We start from the raw sequence: 15,813 nt of genomic DNA on the forward strand, positions 1-15,813 counted from the left end.
TCCATCCCCTTCAGTTCTACACTTGAAATATCAAAAGGAGGAGATACACATGAAATCTACTAAACTTGCAATCGCCTTAGCCGGTCTATTGGCTGTCTCAGGCACAGGCGTCTATGCCTCAACGAATGACACGACGACAGATGAATCGACCATGACAGAGTCGACACAATGTGAACATGGTGAAAAAGGGTCTCGCACGTTCGGTGATCGGAAAGCGGGTCATGTAGCCCTTATCGAGGCACTCGGATTGACGGAAGAAGAAGTAAACGCCGCACGTGAAAATCGACAGGCACTTCCTGAGCTCGCAGAAGAGAAAGGCATTTCAATCGAAGCATTCATCGACGCCATCATGACGTCGCATGAAGAAAAACTTGCGACCGCTGTGGAGGAAGGCAAGTTGACGCGAGAAGAAGCCGATCAAATTCTTGCCGACCATGAAGAGCGTTTTGCCGATGTGTCGAGTTACGATGACTTAGAAGATGCACGTGGTATGCGCGGCGGACGTGAAGGCGGTCGTCATGGGCATGGTCACGGACCACATCATGACGATGCTTCAGAGAGCGACAGCAACGTAGAAAATCAAAGCAATAGCTTGTAAGTCGAAAGGCAGCCAACGTGTGTGGCTGCCTTTTCACTAAATGAAAAGCAATAACAATGCGTATCCTAATAGACCAATCAAAAATGCACCAAAACTACTCTCGCGTTCAGCAGGTAACTCTTCCTTCATGACATTCAAAATCACACCTCCTGCTAAAAAGGCGACAACAATCGATAAGCCGAGTTCATTCACTTCCGCATAGGTGCCGACTGCCCACCCTAAAAGCACAGCAAGCGCTAACAAGACACGTCCCTGTCGATCGTAAAGTTTCTGATGATGCTGTCGCAACCCTTGATCGACTGTAACGAAATGAATACCAAGCGCTACAAAGTAGAGGAACATCGACCAGTCTGATTGGAACTCACTCTCTGCTAACACATAGCCGATGCTAAACGTGTAAAATGTAAACGAACCGATGTGAATCCAAAACACATACGGCTTTTGTATACGCTTGTTCGCCGTCGCGAACCGTTCAAGCCCGTAAAACACAGCTAGCCCTAACATGCTGATCATCAATATATGATTCTCAAGAGAAGCGAATATGTTGTTTTCAATCTCCCCTTCTAATTCATGCTGGTATTCATTCAACTCTGGCAACAGATGTAAAAATACATAGGCAACTGCAATTCCACCCGCTACCGATAAAAATCGACTTCTCGGCACTTCGCGTACATGAATGAGCGTCCCCGAGAAAAAGTGAATCATCGCAAAGCCGAATGCAAACCAAAAACTTAATTCGAACAATTGAGACCCTCCCTTGTCGAGACTTTCTTTCTATGTGTTCTTACCCATTCGTTGTATGCCGCATTCATTTCCGCTTCGATTGCTCTTGCTTCTTTCTTGCCCGAATCTCTTTCTCCACTCGCCGCAACGCTTTCTTCGATCCCCGGGCAAAGTCGTGTGCTTCCTTACGTTCTTGATACGTCGTGAATAGCGTTTCCAAATCATAGTCAGCCGGATAGAGTTCCGCGGCACGCGCTTCTAGTCGAACGCGACGACTCGGCAATTCTACATACTCCCCGTCTACGAATACTCGGACGTGCCGACGGGATGCATCAAACACGTACACAAGTCCGACTTGATTCGTCTCTAACAAGCGGACACGGTCACCTTTTTCATACATATCTGCCTCTTCAAGCGGGACCTCTTCTACTTCTCGCGTGACTTTAGAGTCATCGACTTTCGTGACGTCATACGCTTTCTCATTCATATAACGAGATGCCTGTTTCAAAATCGCCTCGGGCAATTTCATTTTACGGGCGATAAACAGGGCGTTACTGTCACCGGACTGACCCATAAGCAATCGATACTTCGGTTCAAGTGTTTCCGGGTCAAACTGCATCGCGGCATTCATGAAATCAGGGTGCGCTTCAGAATACGATTTGATTTCACCGTAATGGGTCGAGGCCACCACGATCGCACCCCGTTTATATGCCGCTTCTAAGATTGCAATGGCAAGAGCGGCCCCTTCGTTCGGTTCCGTCCCGCTTCCGATCTCGTCAAATAACAATAGCGAACGCTTCCCGGCGGTTTGCATAATGTTCGCTACGTTGTGCATGTGTGCCGAGAACGTACTGAGCGCTGATTCTAGATCTTGATTGTCTCCGATGTCGACGAACACTTCGTTGAATGTCGAGATGACCGTGTCAGCGTGTGCCGGGATATGCAGACCCGTCATCGTCATGAGACTGAGAAGTCCAATCGTTTTTAAGACGACCGTCTTGCCCCCGGCGTTCGGTCCGGTGATAATCAAACCGCGATAGTCCGTACCGATGGCAAAATCGAGTGGCACGGCGCTCTCTAAGAGCGGATGTCGCACTTGCTTCAACTCGATGCGACCTGTCGCGTTCACGTGTGGCGTCACGCCATCGATCGACTGACTGTACTTCCCTTTGGCAAAGACCATATCGTACTGGGCGATGACGTCGAGTGTCGACTCGATGTCAGGAAGGACTTCTGTCACCCCACCAGTCAACGTCGCTAACACTTGATATACCTCTACCGCTTCTTCCGTACGCTTGACGACGAGTTCGGCGTTTAATTTCGATATGGCTTCCGGTTCGATAAAGACCGTCGTTCCTCGATTGGATGTGTCTACAATCGTCCCCGCCACTTTATGCTTATAAGAGGCTTTGATTGGAATCGTAAAGCGATCCTGTTTCTTCGTGACGAATCCGTCTTGGATCATCTCACGATTAGCGGCACTCTTTAAGAACTTGGTCAATCGTTCCTCGATTCGTCCTTCAAGAATATCGACTTGTTTGCGAATCCGCTTCAATTCTTTCGACGCCTCATCAACGACCTGTCCGGCTCGAATCGCTTGTGTGATGTCCTCTTCAAGCGTCCGCCATTCGCCCATCCCAGCAGCGTAGGTGGACAAGAGAGGTGCAAAAAATTCATGTTCGAGCATGAATCGCTTCAGCTTGCGCGCTCCCCGTAAAAACTCGGCGACCGCTTCAAGTTCTGTCGCTTCGAGTTGGATTCCTCGTTGCAGTTTTCCGATGATGGTCTCCATGTCAGACACGCCGATAAACGGCACGTGTGACGTCGCATCTAGAATCGCGCGGGCTTCAGACGTTTCCTGTAGACGCTTCTTCACTGTCGCCAAGTGACTCGTTGGACGATGTTGCCTGAGTAGTCGTCTTCCGAATCCACTGATACAGAAGCGTTCTACTCTCGTCATCAATTCGTTGTATTGTAATTTTTCAAATGTTTGTTCGTTCATGTGTCTCTCTCCTCAAATGATAGAATCGAGATACCGCACAAACAAAAAGCGTCGGTCGATGGCGACCAACGCAAAAAGACAGACGGGTGTCTGGCAGTTTTTGATGGGCGGTATCTGTAACGGAACATGACGGCATGACAAATAGACATGTCATCCGACATTTTTCAGTTCGTTAGGCAGATACAACCTCACTCATCAACATGCAACACCTTTCTCATTTAGATTCGTCCTTACTATACAACAGATTCACTACCTTGTAAATTTTTAGAGAACGCTTTCAAAAAAAGACTTGTGTCTCAAATCAACACATGTTATGTTGAACGTGAAGAAACGAATAGCGATCACATGTGACTGATTCGATCAGGCATGGGGTAAGACGTACGGTGCATGCCACCCGTCTATACTCCATGCCTGTTTTGTTTTTCTCGGTGTTTTGTTTCAAGAAAGGATGTAAAAGATATGCTATGGAATAAGTTGATGAATCGACAAAAAACAACCTTACACTCACCAATGGAAGGAGACGTCATTCCACTCGAACAAGTAGCGGACCCTGTCTTTAGTGAAAAAATGATGGGTGATGGCATCGCCATCACACCAACAGACGGAGCCGTTGTCTCACCAGCTGACGGGGAAATCATACAAATCGCTCCGACGAAGCACGCCATCGGCATTCGGACCGAGGATGGTGCTGAGATTTTGATTCATGTCGGACTCGATACCGTCGAACTCGAAGGTCGACCATTTGACCTTCAAGTAGATGTCGGCGACCATGTCAAAATGGGTCAGCTACTACTCACCGCAGATTTGGTACAAATCCATCAAGCTGGTAAAGACACGGTCACGCCAATGGTCGTGACGAATGGTGGCACACTTGCCCATCATTACGCCTTCACGTTCACGAAGGAAGCTGTTCCGGGTAAGACGATTGTTGCCCGAGTGGAAGCGTGACTCCGGAATAAGGAGGACACATGATAAAAATCAAAAAGATTCTAAACAACAATGCGGTCATCGTCTCAGACGAGGGTGAAGAAAAGATTGCGATTGGTCCGGGCGTCGCGTTTAAAAAAGCGAAGAACGACATCGTGAATCCTCATAAAATCGAAAAGCTGTTCATCATGCCGGAGAATGACAAGTTCCAACAATTATTGAGCCGCATCCCGGTTGAACACTTTACCGTTTCCGAGGAAATTATCTCGTATGCTGAAAAGCGGCTTGAGACATCGTTTAATGAGCACATCCACATCGTCTTAACCGATCATATCTCGTTCGCCATCGAACGAGAAATGGATGGCATCTCACTCCGAAACAAACTGTTGAACGAGATAAAAATCCTCTACCGGAATGAATATGAGATTGGACTATGGGCGATTGAACAGATTGCCGAAAAACTGAATGTGCAAATGCCAAAAGACGAAGCTGCGTTCATCGCGCTTCATATCCATACGATGAAAGTGAAAGGAGGTGATTTGCGCAAGACGGTCAAACAGACAACGATTGTCCGCGACATGATTCAATCGATTTCACGACGACTCGATGTATCCATTGAAGAAGATGACTTATCCTACCAACGATTATTAACCCATTTACGGTTCGTCATGGATCGGGTCAACCATTACGATCATCACACGATTGATGAAGACATGCTTCGCATGATTCAGACGAAGTTTACGTTTGCTTATGCGTGCGCATCTGATGTCGCAAAAGAAGTGGAAGAGACATATGGCATCGTCTTGCCCGAGTCAGAACTTGGTTATATTACGCTTCACATCCAACGTCTACAAGATCAGCATCACCAAAAAGGAGGAAATCAACAATGATGAACTATTTACAACGTCTCGGACGTTCCCTCATGTTACCGGTCGCCGTACTTCCGGCTGCTGCCATTCTCATGGGAATCGGATACTGGATCGACCCATCTGGTTGGGGGTCAGGAAACATTGCCGCTGCATTTTTAATTAAAGCGGGTGCAGCCATTATCGATAACATTCCAATTCTTTTCGCAGTCGGTGTAGGTCTCGGAATGTCAAAAAACCGCGATGGTTCGGCAGCCCTCAGTGGACTCGTGGCTTACTTGACCGTCACGACACTTTTAGCGGCTGGAACGGTTGCGTTGTTCCAAGGAATTGATGTAGAAGCCGTCAACCCGGCATTCTCGAGAATTGAAAATGCATTTATCGGTATTTTATCTGGATTAATCGCTGCTAGTATGTATAATCGCTTCAGTCACGTTAAACTACCGGATGCTCTTGCTTTCTTTAGTGGGAAGCGTCTCGTTCCAATCATGACAGCCTTCTCGATGATTCTCGTATCGGTCGCGCTTTACTTCATCTGGCCGGTCGTCTTTACAGGTCTCGTCGGATTCGGGGAGTCGATTTCAAAACTTGGCGCATTCGGTGCCGGACTTTACGGATTCTTCAACCGACTCTTGATTCCAACGGGTCTTCACCACGCCCTCAACTCTGTATTTTGGTTCGATGTCGCCGACATTAACGATATCGGTAAGTTCTGGTCAGGTGAAGGTGAAAAAGGTGTGACAGGGATGTACCAAGCCGGATTCTTCCCGATTATGATGTTCGGTCTTCCGGCCGCAGCACTTGCGATGTACCACACAGCGAAGACGAAACGGAAGAAACAAGCAGCTTCACTACTATTTGCTGCAGCGTTTGCTTCATTCTTCACAGGTGTGACAGAACCACTCGAGTTCTCATTCATGTTCCTCGCACCCGTTCTTTACTTTGTACACGCAGTCCTTACCGGAATTTCGCTCTTCGTTGCAGCAACATTCCAATGGACAGCCGGTTTTACATTCAGTGCAGGTCTCGTTGACTTCTTCCTCAGTTCAAGGTTACCTCTTGCCAATCAACCATACATGCTCATTGTGCAGGGTCTATTTTTCTCAGTTATTTACTATGCGATTTTCCGCTTTATGATTGTGAAGTTTAACTTAATGACACCAGGCCGCGAATCAGATGAAGTCGTTGATGCCGTTACAAATGAAGCAACAGACGGCGAATCAAAAGTCGCCCCGGTCGCTTCTGCTTCAGGTAATGAATTCTCAGCGATGGCAAATATGATTTATGACGGTCTCGGTGGTGACAACAACGTCACGGGAATCGAGTCTTGTATCACGCGTCTACGCGTCGATGTCAAGGACATGGATACGGTCAACCAAGATCAAATCAAGAAAGCTGGTATTCCTGGTGTGAAAGTCGTCAGCCCAAACCATATTCAAGTCATCGTCGGCACAAACGTTCAGTTCGTCCTCGATGAGATTGAAAAAATCCGTAGCCATCGCGCCGGATAAACGTCGAAAGCCACCTCATTCAGGTGGCTTTTCTTGTTTTAGTGCATATTGTTTATAGAATTGAATAAAATAGTAGAGGAAAATCCATGGCAAGATGTATTGTGTAAGCCATGTGAAAACCTTAAGTACTGTATGCACAACATATGGTCCCAGTCCTAACAAAAACAATACGACTAGTAAAGCAACTCCTAAACCTATGTATATCTTTTTACTCAACTCATCCACCCCCTTATTTTCCCAGTTCAGTGTAACACAAAGAGCCTGCCGCAACCGGACAGGCTCTGACTACATTTGACGAAGTCGGGAAATGCGTTCGACTGGATCGGGGTGTGTCGAGAATAAACCGCTCACTTTTTTCTTAAGTGGATCGGAGAAGTAAAGCGGTGCCGAGGCACTCGACGCTTGTTCGACCGGTGTCTCGACATTGGCAATCTTCTCAAGTGCCGAGGCGAGCGCATCCGGATTTCGGGTCAGTTCCGCTCCACTCGCATCCGCCAGGAATTCACGATTACGTGAAATCGCCATATTGATGAGCATCGCAATAAGCGGAGCCAACACCAACAAAACGAGTCCAATGATGAGAAAGATCGGGTTTTGATTTTTGTCACGTCGTCCCCCACTGATACTCCGGAAAAATAACATGCGTGACCCGATATCACTCATGATGGCGATCACTGACACGAGTGCGAGCGTGACCGTCGAGAGTCGCACGTCATAGTTTTTAATGTGTGCGACCTCATGCGCAATCACACCTTCCACTTCTTCACGCGACAGTTGATCCAACAGCCCGGTCGTGACAGCGACGGCCGCCTTATCCGGTTTCAATCCGGTCGCAAACGCGTTCGGTGACGAATCATTGATGATAAAGATGCGAGGCATCGGTACTCGCGCGACCATCGCCATGTTTTCGACCGTATGCCATAAAAAGCGGTGCTCTTCCACCGAAGTCACTTCTTGCGCCCGATTCATCTTCATGACGATATTCGTGCTCGACATGATGACGATACCGACATAAAACAAAGAAAAGACGGGTGTGAAAATCAATCCTGGAACCGCATCTCCATAGTTAACATAGGAAATGGCCGCTCCAACGAGAAGGACGAATAAAACGAACCCTGTCACGATGAACACCGTCTTCACTTTGTTTTTTCGAATTTGTTCATAGAGGAGCATATGTGCCACCTCAATTCATTAAAATGAGACGCGAACGTTTTCGCGCTCTTCGGCACGTGCTTCGAGCATGTCGCGCTTTTCAAAATGATGGACGGACGCGATGATATTCGTCGGGACCGATTCGATTTTCGTGTTATACTTCATAACCGTATTGTTATAAAGTTGGCGGGAATATGCGACTTTGTTTTCCGTCTGAGTCAACTCTTCCTGCAACATCTTGAAGTTCTCGTTCGCCTTTAAATCCGGGTACGCTTCACGAAGCGCAAACAGATTCTTTAGTGCCCCGCTCAGCTGGTCGTTCACCGCCATCTGATCTTGTCGATTCGATTTCTCACCGAGCTGATTTCTCAGTTCGACGACTTTCGTGAGCGTTTCTTGCTCGTGTTTCGCATAGCCCTTGACCGTTTCGACCAAGTTCGGAATCAAGTCATACCGCCGTTTCAACTGCACATCGATTTGAGCCCACGCCTCGTCGACCCAATTTCGATATTTGACGAGCCCGTTGTACATTGAAAAATAGATGAGTACGAGCACGACGACCGCTACAATCGCAATAATCCACCCCATGTTGACACCTCATTTCTTCATTTTCTTCTGTATTAATTCCCTTTACTCGTATAAGATAAGCTTAACTTTCATAGAAATCAGTAAATGAATCCAATTCTTGACGCGGCAGACCTAAAGGAGTGTACGCCATGATTGTCACACATGCTGAAATTCGCTTGACCGAGTTATTCGAAGAAATGGTGTCTCTGCGACGGTATTTTCATCAATACCCGGAACTCTCTTTTCAAGAAGTCGAAACGCCAAAGACGATCGCCTCGTACCTCCGCGAACTAGGAATCGAGGTCCGTGAACATGTCGGCGGGAACGGTGTCATCGGGCGCATCAAAGGTGGGGACGGTCCGACCATCGCATTGCGTGCCGATTTTGATGCCCTTCCCATCCAAGACGTGAAAGATGTCCCGTATCGCTCAAAAGTGAACGGGGTCATGCATGCATGTGGACACGATGCCCACACCGCGACCCTTCTCGTTTTAGCGAAAGTGTTGACCGAGATGACGTTACCTGGGGACGTCGTGTTGATTCACCAATTCGCAGAAGAATTGGCTCCGGGTGGTGCAAAGCCAATGATTGCTGACGGCTGTCTCGACAATGTGGATTATATTTATGGTGCACATATTTGGACACCGCTCCCTTTTGGAACCATCGGTGTGAAAACGGGACCTGTCATGGCTGCCGCCGATCGCTTTGAATTGACCATTATCGGAAAAGGTGGGCATGGTGCAATCCCACAACATACGGTCGATGCCCTCATGGTCGCCGTAAACGTGGCGAATCATCTCCAGCAAATCGTCAGTCGGCGAATCGACCCGCTCGAACCTGCCGTGTTGACAATCGGCACGCTCCACTCCGGACAAGCGTTCAACGTCATTGCCGAAGAAGCCAAATTATCTGGTACGGTTCGTACATTCATTCGGGAGACGCAAGAAAAAATCATCTCCGATATGGAGCGAATCATCCGATCCGTCTGTGAGGCGAGTGATGCCGCTTACGAATTGGAATATATAAAAGGATATCCGGCTGTCGTGAATCATGTGACCGAAACGGAACTCGTCCGCGAGAGCGCGGTGGACGTCGTCGGTTCAGACGGCGTCATCGAGATGGCGCCGCTCATGGTCGGAGAAGACTTCGCCTACTACTTAGAACATGTTCCTGGTAGCTTTTTCTTCACCGGAGCAGGAAATCCCGCGCGGTCAGCCATATTTCCACACCACCATCCACGCTTCGATGTGGACGAACGGGCGATGCTCCACACGGCACACGTTTTATTAGGGGCATTACAACGAACGTGGGCGGCTCACAAAAAAGAGGGCTGATGCATCGCATCAGTCCTCTTCTATGATTGGTTCTTGTAGTTTTGAGACAAGCACTTGGTCGACACGCTTACCATCCATATCCACGACTTCGAAACGAAGACCATACGCTTCAACAACGTCGCCTCGTTTCGGGAAATCGCCTAGTGCATAAATGACGAGTCCGGCAAGTGTGTGATACGAGTTGCGGCCTTCTTCGAAACGATCGTCCCGAATCTCGAACGTTCGTTTCAAATCTTCGATCCCAAGTAACCCGTCCGCCAAATACGATCCGTCTTCACGACGAACCACTTCGGGCGTATCCTCTTCAATCATGACCTCGCCGACGATTTCTTCCAAAATATCGAACAAAGTGACCATTCCGAGGAACCCACCATACTCATCTAAAACAAAAGCAATCTCGACACCATTTTTTTGCATCATCTGAAGCACTTGGCTCGCCTCTCGTTGTTTCGGGACGATGAGCGGTTGCTTGATGCGCTTCAAAATTTGTGACGGCTCACGCAATGTCGGTAAGGTGAGAATGTCACGTACGTCGATGTATCCGACAAAATCGTCAAGTGAGTCGCGCCCTACCGGCAATTTGTTATGTTTACTTTCATAGATTGATTTTTTCATGTCGTCCATATCGTCCTCTAAATCGACCCATTCAAGTGTCGTCCGAGGTTGCATGAGCTCATAAATCAACTGATCGTGAAACGCAAAGACGCGTTCCACTTGCTGGACTTCTTCGTGGGCAAACTGTCCTTGCTGGGCTCCTTCAAAAAGAAGTTGCTTAATCTCGAGCTCCGTCTCCCCACTCGTCTTTTCAGCTCTCAAACCAAGGAGTTTATATAGGAAAAGTGTCGATTTTGATAAAATCCAAATGAACGGACGCATCAATTTACTAAACAAATCGAGCGACGGAATAATCGCCATCGTTACTTTTTCTGGAGACACCAACGCAATTCGTTTCGGTACCAACTCTCCGATAATGAGAGACAAATACGTAATAATCGTAACCACTACTACATAGGCAACCGTACCAGCATATTGTGTACTCATCCCAGCTTGTTCAAATGCGGATGCGAGCGGTGCGGAGAAGCGTGCACCCCCGTAAGCCCCGTTTATAATCCCAATCAATGTGATTCCGACTTGAACGGTCGACAACAAATCTGTCGGGTCTTTTGAATAGCGAAGCGCAATTTTAGCACTTCGTTTCCCTCGATTTGCTTCAACCTCAAGTTTTGCAGGTTTCGATGAGATGAGCGCAATTTCTGTCATCGCAAAAATCCCGTTCAACACAATCAAAAACAAAACAATCAACAAATCAATCACTATGGAAGAATCCACTTTTTTCATCACCTCAGCTATTTTTTAAACCATACCGCTTCATTTTACCAAAAAATCATTACAAACCTGTACCCGTTTTACTCGAAAAAATAGCCACTCCTCATGAAGTGGCTTCGTTGACAGCTTGTTTAGTCATTGCTGCCGTCTGAGATTGTTTAAACAGGATGACCCCAATGAGGAGGATCGTGAGTCCAACCACTTGCCCGGATGACAATGTAATTTGGGGCATCCCGAAAGCACCGTATAAGTCAACGAGCAATGCCCAAATCAGTTGTGACACGAGAATGAGCGAAACCGATAATGTCGGTCCGAGTAGTTGGATGCTCCGCATGACACAGTACACGACACCGACTCCAAGCAATCCACCGAGCCAATACATTGGAGATAGCTCACGTAGCCCTGATAGATTTCCTCCGAATAGCACTAGCGGAATGATTGAACCGACCAGACCGACGATGAAAACGAGTACTGTTGTCGCCCAAGCCCCTAAATTCACATTCATTTTCGCATTGACCGCCGCCTGAATACTAATAAATGCTCCAGCCACGGCAGAACAGATGATTCCAAAAATCATATAACCTCTCCTCACTCATAAAACATGCCGTTCGCACGCTCTTTCAATCGTTCACTATTTAAAATAATGACTTCTTTTCTCGTTCGTTCGACCAATCCTTCGTCAACAAACGCCTGTAACGTCCGATTCAGGTGACGATAGCTCGTCCCAAGCCATTCTGCGACTTCTTTTCGCTTCAACTGACTCATCTCGGCTTGAAACAGTTCATTCCCAGACTCACTGAGAGAAATCAAGTAACCGGCCAACCGCTCTTCGAGAGTTGACATGAGGTGGTTCGATGAAGCGTTCGCCTCGATGAATAACTTTTCGGACACGCCTTGTAACAAATGCTCCGTGAACTCGACCGTCCGATTGTGACGCCGCAGTACTTCGAACGGGACACGTAGGCATGTGACGGGACCGACCGCTTCCACCGTATGCAACACATTGCGCCCACTCGCATACTCAATATCTCCAATCAATGTCGGGGCTGCCTTCAGACGTAACAAACGCAACTTCCCCTCTTCACTGAGCGTATAGATTTTGACACGCCCTTCAAGGACGACGAATAAAGATTCGATGTGTTGATCGTTCGAACATAACATCGTTCCCGATTCGTACGTCACCACGGAGGAAGCTTCAAGCGTTTCTTCCGAAAAAAGATGATTCCACTGTAGTCGTTTCAGTGCATCCATTGTATTCATCATTGAAAGTGAACTCCTTAAGAAAATGTATAAATCCCGATTCCAACGACCATCAAGACGAGTCCCATGACCTGTCCCGTATTGACCGGCTTTCGTTTGACACCGAACCAGCCGTTCATATCGATGATGAAGGCTCCTAACAATTGTGCCACAAGCAATACACAAATCGCCCATGTGACACCTAACTGTTGAATCGCTGTCAATTCGCCGAACACAACGAATACACCGAACAATCCTCCTAAACTATAATACCAAGGCACACGTTTGAAGGCCGTCATGTCCGCATCTCGTTTGAAGAAATAAATCGTGAGCGCCAACAGGAGTCCAATAAAGTGGACGATTGTGACGGACATCCATGCCCCTACCGCATCTCCGAGTTTTGCATTGAAAATTCCTTGAAGGGCGATGAACGTCCCAGATAAAATAGCAAATAAAATTCCCATGTCATTCCCCTCTCTCTTCGTCTGAGTTTAAGGAAAGACAAACCGTTTGAATAGGACATATGTCCAAAAAAGAAGCAACCTCAGATTCACTGAAGTTGCTCTCTACTTTTATCCGATTATTTTGACAAGCTCTTTTCCGACTTCTTCAGAAGACTGAGGATTTTGTCCAGTGACGAGTCGATCGTCAACCGCGACGTTCACAGCCCAATTGTCAGCCCCTTTGAACTGTCCACCTTGGTTACGTAATCCCGTCTCAAGTAAAAACGGTACGACAGAGTCTAGTTGCATTTCTTTTTCTTCTGCATCGGTGAAACCAGTCACTCGTTTATCTTTGACGAGTGGTTCATCGTTGCTTAGTTTCACATTGACCAATCCGATCGGTCCGTGACAAACGGCTCCGACGACATTTCCATTCTCATATACGTTCCGAATGACGCGTTGCAACGTTTCATTCCCTGGGAAATCTACGACCGTCCCGTGACCGCCTGGTAAGAAGATTGCATCATACGGTTCGTCTGCGACTTGGTCGAGACGGGCTGTGTCTTTGAGCAGTTCACGTGTGTTTAAAATGTCTTCTGACAAATTATCCTCTAAACTATTCGCATCGATTGGCACGTCTCCGCCTTCGATACTTGCAATCGTTACTTTATATCCTTCTTTTTCAAACATCAAATAAGGAACGGCAAACTCTTCAAGCCAAAGTCCCGTTTCATGACCATTTGATAACTGATTCGCTGACGTCGTGACAATTAGTACATGTTTCGACATACTCCATTCCTCCTTCAAAATCTACATACGACTCTATTGTTCCCGATTCATCATCCATTAAACCCGATGACCTGTCTGTATAGGATAAGGTACATCTTTTTTTAACCTGGTCCTTTATTCATCCTACCTTTTTTCTTTGACCTTCTATACTGAAAGTAGATCGCCACTTTCTTTATAAAGGAGACACGTGCTATGACGAAACGAATGAACGACTGGGGGTTTCTCATAATCGTCGCCATCATCATCTTGTTACTTGTGCTCGGTCAGTTGCCAACCTTCATGTAATCTTCATGGTCATTCCTTCACAAGCTGTAGTATGATGACGTTGTAAGCACTTACACTAAACTTGATATGAGAGGATGAAGTTCACATGTCAGAACGTATTTTCATCAGTCCGGCCAAGTACGTGCAAGGAAAACAGACGATTGATCGAATCGGAGAGTTTGTTGCTCATTTCGGTTCAAGCGCTTTACTCATTGCTGATGACGTCGTATGGGACTTGGTAGGCGAACGCGTGACAAAATCTCTTCAGACGAGTGATGTAAAGGCGAGAAAAGCTGATTTTGTTGGTGAGGCATCAAAACACGAGATCAATCGGATCACAACCGACGCAAAAGACAATGAAACAGCGTTTGTCATCGGTCTTGGTGGTGGTAAGACGCTAGACACGGCAAAGGCGGTCGCAGATGAACTGGATGCGCGCATCGTCATTGTACCGACCATCGCTTCGACGGATGCACCGACGAGCGCACTTTCGGTCATCTATACAGAAGAAGGCAATTTTGAGAGTTATCGTTTCTATAAAAAGAACCCGGACCTCGTCCTTGTGGACACGGAGTTGATTGCACAAGCACCGCCACGCTTCCTGGCGTCAGGTATTGCCGATGCGTTAGCGACGTGGGTTGAAGTGCGAAGCGTCCTTTCATTCGGCGGAAAGACGATGGCCGGCGGTGTCCCGACGCTTGCGGCGGAAGCGATCGCTGAACGATGTGAAGAGGTTCTCTTCACGTACGGCATCCAAGCGTATGAAGCCGTCAAAGCAAAAGTCGTCACGCCTGCACTCGAAGCGGTCGTCGAAGCCAACACATTGTTGAGTGGTCTTGGCTTTGAAAGTGGCGGCTTGGCTGCAGCCCACGCCATCCACAATGGGTTTACCGCGTTAGAAGGAGACATCCATCATTTGACGCACGGCGAAAAAGTTGCGTTCGGGACGCTCGTACAACTCGCACTCGAGGGACGTCCACAAGAAGAATTCGAACATTATGTCGCCTTCTATATGGCACTCGACTTACCGGTCACACTTGAAGATATCAAATTGAAGGATGCGTCTCGAGACGACATCTTGAAAGTCGGGAAAGCGGCCACGGCAGACGGCGAGACGATTCACAGTGGTTTCGATGTCACACCAGAAGAAGTCGCAGATGCAATCATCGCGACGGATCGATACGCCCGCCTTTATCAAGAACGGTTATAAAAATAGCGAGAGGAAGCTCACACGGCTTCTTCTCGCTGTTTTTTAGTTGGAATGAAAGACAGGACGATCCCGATCCCCATACAACCGACCGTTACTAAGAAAAACGTCAACTGGTTCATGTAAATGATATTTGTGAATTGATTCCATCCTTCTACAAACGATTCGTTCGTAGATGCTCGAATCCCGTCCCGAAGAGACGCCGCTTGCGATTGGTTTGTCACGAAAGCGACCGCGGCCATGATGAAACTACCGAAGCCTAACAACACTCTTCCGATTGGACGAACGGATGCGACGACTCGTCGTGTCAATCGGACGGTAATCCAAATGAACAATAAAAGGAACGGCCATCCAATCAAGAGGACGATCCAGTACAGATTCCCTTCGCTCGGTGTTTCCGAATAAGGAGTCGTCATCACTTCGCCAAGCTTAAACATTCCGAACGTGATCAACGTCACGATAAACCATGCTTTTATCAATTTTTCCATCTCAACACCTCGTCCTTAGTATAGCAAAAACACCGTATGCGTCTGCATACAGTGTTTAGTCTTTCGGTCGGACGACGTAGTAAATCAAAATGACGAGCCACGTCCACACCCCTGTGAATATCCCAATAATCCCGACGATGAAGAACCCGAGCGGAATCATCGATTTCGTTCGATTATAGTCCTTCCACATATTCGATAGCCCTTTGATATTGAAGTATAAAAAGGCAAAGAATAGGACGAGCAACAAGAGCGGTAATCCAAATAAGACTTCCATTCGCTCACTCCTTTCTACGATCTCATTCGTTATCTATATTGTAACGGATTTCATGTTTCGCTTCATCGGACCGAAGGTGTATCCTTATCCCACCTCAAGATGG

General features: G+C 47.3%; 17 protein-coding genes. 6 read left to right on the plus strand and 11 right to left on the minus strand.

From position 1 onward, the window contains the following. Positions 1 to 49 precede the first annotated feature (49 nt). Positions 50 to 598: a hypothetical protein gene (locus KNP00_RS08855; protein ID WP_215144296.1), complete on the plus strand. Its 549-nt coding sequence runs from the start codon at positions 50 to 52 to the stop codon at positions 596 to 598. Positions 599 to 634: 36 nt separating this feature from the next. Here KNP00_RS08855 and KNP00_RS08860 read toward each other — a convergent pair whose 3' ends face one another. Together KNP00_RS08860 and KNP00_RS08865 are read right to left on the minus strand one after the other, a co-directional pair. Beyond that, positions 635 to 1,342, minus strand: coding sequence for a hypothetical protein (locus KNP00_RS08860; RefSeq protein WP_215144298.1), 708 nt, complete (start codon positions 1,340 to 1,342; stop codon positions 635 to 637). 64 nt (positions 1,343 to 1,406) lie between these two features. After that, on the minus strand, positions 1,407 to 3,323 hold the full coding sequence (locus tag KNP00_RS08865; protein ID WP_215144300.1) for an endonuclease MutS2: 1,917 nt from the start codon (positions 3,321 to 3,323) through the stop codon (positions 1,407 to 1,409). 459 nt (positions 3,324 to 3,782) lie between these two features. Between KNP00_RS08865 and KNP00_RS08870 the strand changes: the two genes are divergently transcribed. From KNP00_RS08870 to nagE, 3 genes are read left to right on the plus strand one after another with little or no spacing between them, the layout of a single operon-like run. Then, the gene (locus KNP00_RS08870; protein ID WP_215144302.1) at positions 3,783 to 4,271 is read left to right on the plus strand and encodes a PTS sugar transporter subunit IIA; all 489 of its coding nucleotides are present in this window, start codon (positions 3,783 to 3,785) and stop codon (positions 4,269 to 4,271) included. A 20-nt stretch (positions 4,272 to 4,291) separates the two neighbouring features. After that, positions 4,292 to 5,140, plus strand: coding sequence for a PRD domain-containing protein (locus tag KNP00_RS08875; protein ID WP_240542804.1), 849 nt, complete (start codon positions 4,292 to 4,294; stop codon positions 5,138 to 5,140). Further along, positions 5,137 to 6,627, plus strand: a complete 1,491-nt coding sequence (gene nagE, locus KNP00_RS08880) for an N-acetylglucosamine-specific PTS transporter subunit IIBC (RefSeq protein ID WP_215144303.1) — start codon at positions 5,137 to 5,139, stop codon at positions 6,625 to 6,627. Before KNP00_RS08875 ends, nagE begins: the two co-directional genes overlap by 4 nt. A 285-nt stretch (positions 6,628 to 6,912) precedes the next feature. On the opposite strand, the gene htpX is transcribed toward nagE, so the two are convergent. Together htpX and KNP00_RS08890 are read right to left on the minus strand one after the other, a co-directional pair. Further along, the gene (gene htpX, locus KNP00_RS08885; RefSeq protein WP_215144305.1) at positions 6,913 to 7,800 is read right to left on the minus strand and encodes a zinc metalloprotease HtpX; all 888 of its coding nucleotides are present in this window, start codon (positions 7,798 to 7,800) and stop codon (positions 6,913 to 6,915) included. An 18-nt stretch (positions 7,801 to 7,818) separates the two neighbouring features. Then, the gene (locus tag KNP00_RS08890) at positions 7,819 to 8,367 is read right to left on the minus strand and encodes a LemA family protein (RefSeq protein ID WP_074035096.1); all 549 of its coding nucleotides are present in this window, start codon (positions 8,365 to 8,367) and stop codon (positions 7,819 to 7,821) included. Between the two features lie 128 nt (positions 8,368 to 8,495). On the opposite strand from KNP00_RS08890, the gene KNP00_RS08895 reads away from it, so the two are divergent. After that, on the plus strand, positions 8,496 to 9,680 hold the full coding sequence (locus KNP00_RS08895; protein ID WP_215144307.1) for an amidohydrolase: 1,185 nt from the start codon (positions 8,496 to 8,498) through the stop codon (positions 9,678 to 9,680). Positions 9,681 to 9,689: 9 nt separating this feature from the next. Here the strand turns inward: KNP00_RS08895 and KNP00_RS08900 are convergent, their stop codons facing one another. The 5 genes from KNP00_RS08900 to KNP00_RS08920 form a co-directional block, all read right to left on the minus strand. Then, positions 9,690 to 11,018, minus strand: coding sequence for a hemolysin family protein (locus KNP00_RS08900; RefSeq protein ID WP_215144309.1), 1,329 nt, complete (start codon positions 11,016 to 11,018; stop codon positions 9,690 to 9,692). Positions 11,019 to 11,109: 91 nt separating this feature from the next. After that, positions 11,110 to 11,583, minus strand: a complete 474-nt coding sequence (locus KNP00_RS08905) for a DMT family transporter (protein ID WP_215144311.1) — start codon at positions 11,581 to 11,583, stop codon at positions 11,110 to 11,112. An 11-nt stretch (positions 11,584 to 11,594) separates the two neighbouring features. Beyond that, a complete protein-coding gene (locus KNP00_RS08910; RefSeq protein WP_215144313.1) occupies positions 11,595 to 12,269 on the minus strand; it encodes a Crp/Fnr family transcriptional regulator in 675 nt (224 codons plus the stop codon). Positions 12,270 to 12,283: 14 nt separating this feature from the next. Continuing rightward, positions 12,284 to 12,709: a DMT family transporter gene (locus KNP00_RS08915; RefSeq protein WP_215144315.1), complete on the minus strand. Its 426-nt coding sequence runs from the start codon at positions 12,707 to 12,709 to the stop codon at positions 12,284 to 12,286. 108 nt (positions 12,710 to 12,817) lie between these two features. Then, a complete protein-coding gene (locus KNP00_RS08920; protein WP_215144317.1) occupies positions 12,818 to 13,477 on the minus strand; it encodes a type 1 glutamine amidotransferase domain-containing protein in 660 nt (219 codons plus the stop codon). Positions 13,478 to 13,847: 370 nt separating this feature from the next. Between KNP00_RS08920 and KNP00_RS08925 the strand changes: the two genes are divergently transcribed. Then, positions 13,848 to 14,951 carry a glycerol dehydrogenase gene (locus KNP00_RS08925; protein WP_215144319.1) on the plus strand — a complete coding sequence of 368 codons (1,104 nt, stop codon included), beginning with the start codon at positions 13,848 to 13,850 and terminating at the stop codon, positions 14,949 to 14,951. Between the two features lie 17 nt (positions 14,952 to 14,968). Here the strand turns inward: KNP00_RS08925 and KNP00_RS08930 are convergent, their stop codons facing one another. Then, positions 14,969 to 15,436 carry a hypothetical protein gene (locus KNP00_RS08930; RefSeq protein WP_215144321.1) on the minus strand — a complete coding sequence of 156 codons (468 nt, stop codon included), beginning with the start codon at positions 15,434 to 15,436 and terminating at the stop codon, positions 14,969 to 14,971. 55 nt (positions 15,437 to 15,491) lie between these two features. Continuing rightward, positions 15,492 to 15,710: a hypothetical protein gene (locus KNP00_RS08935; protein ID WP_074036747.1), complete on the minus strand. Its 219-nt coding sequence runs from the start codon at positions 15,708 to 15,710 to the stop codon at positions 15,492 to 15,494. Positions 15,711 to 15,813: the final 103 nt, after the last annotated feature.

Origin of the sequence: Exiguobacterium qingdaonense (genome assembly GCF_018617855.1) — a bacterium.
Lineage (GTDB): Bacteria > Bacillota > Bacilli > Exiguobacteriales > Exiguobacteriaceae > Exiguobacterium > Exiguobacterium qingdaonense.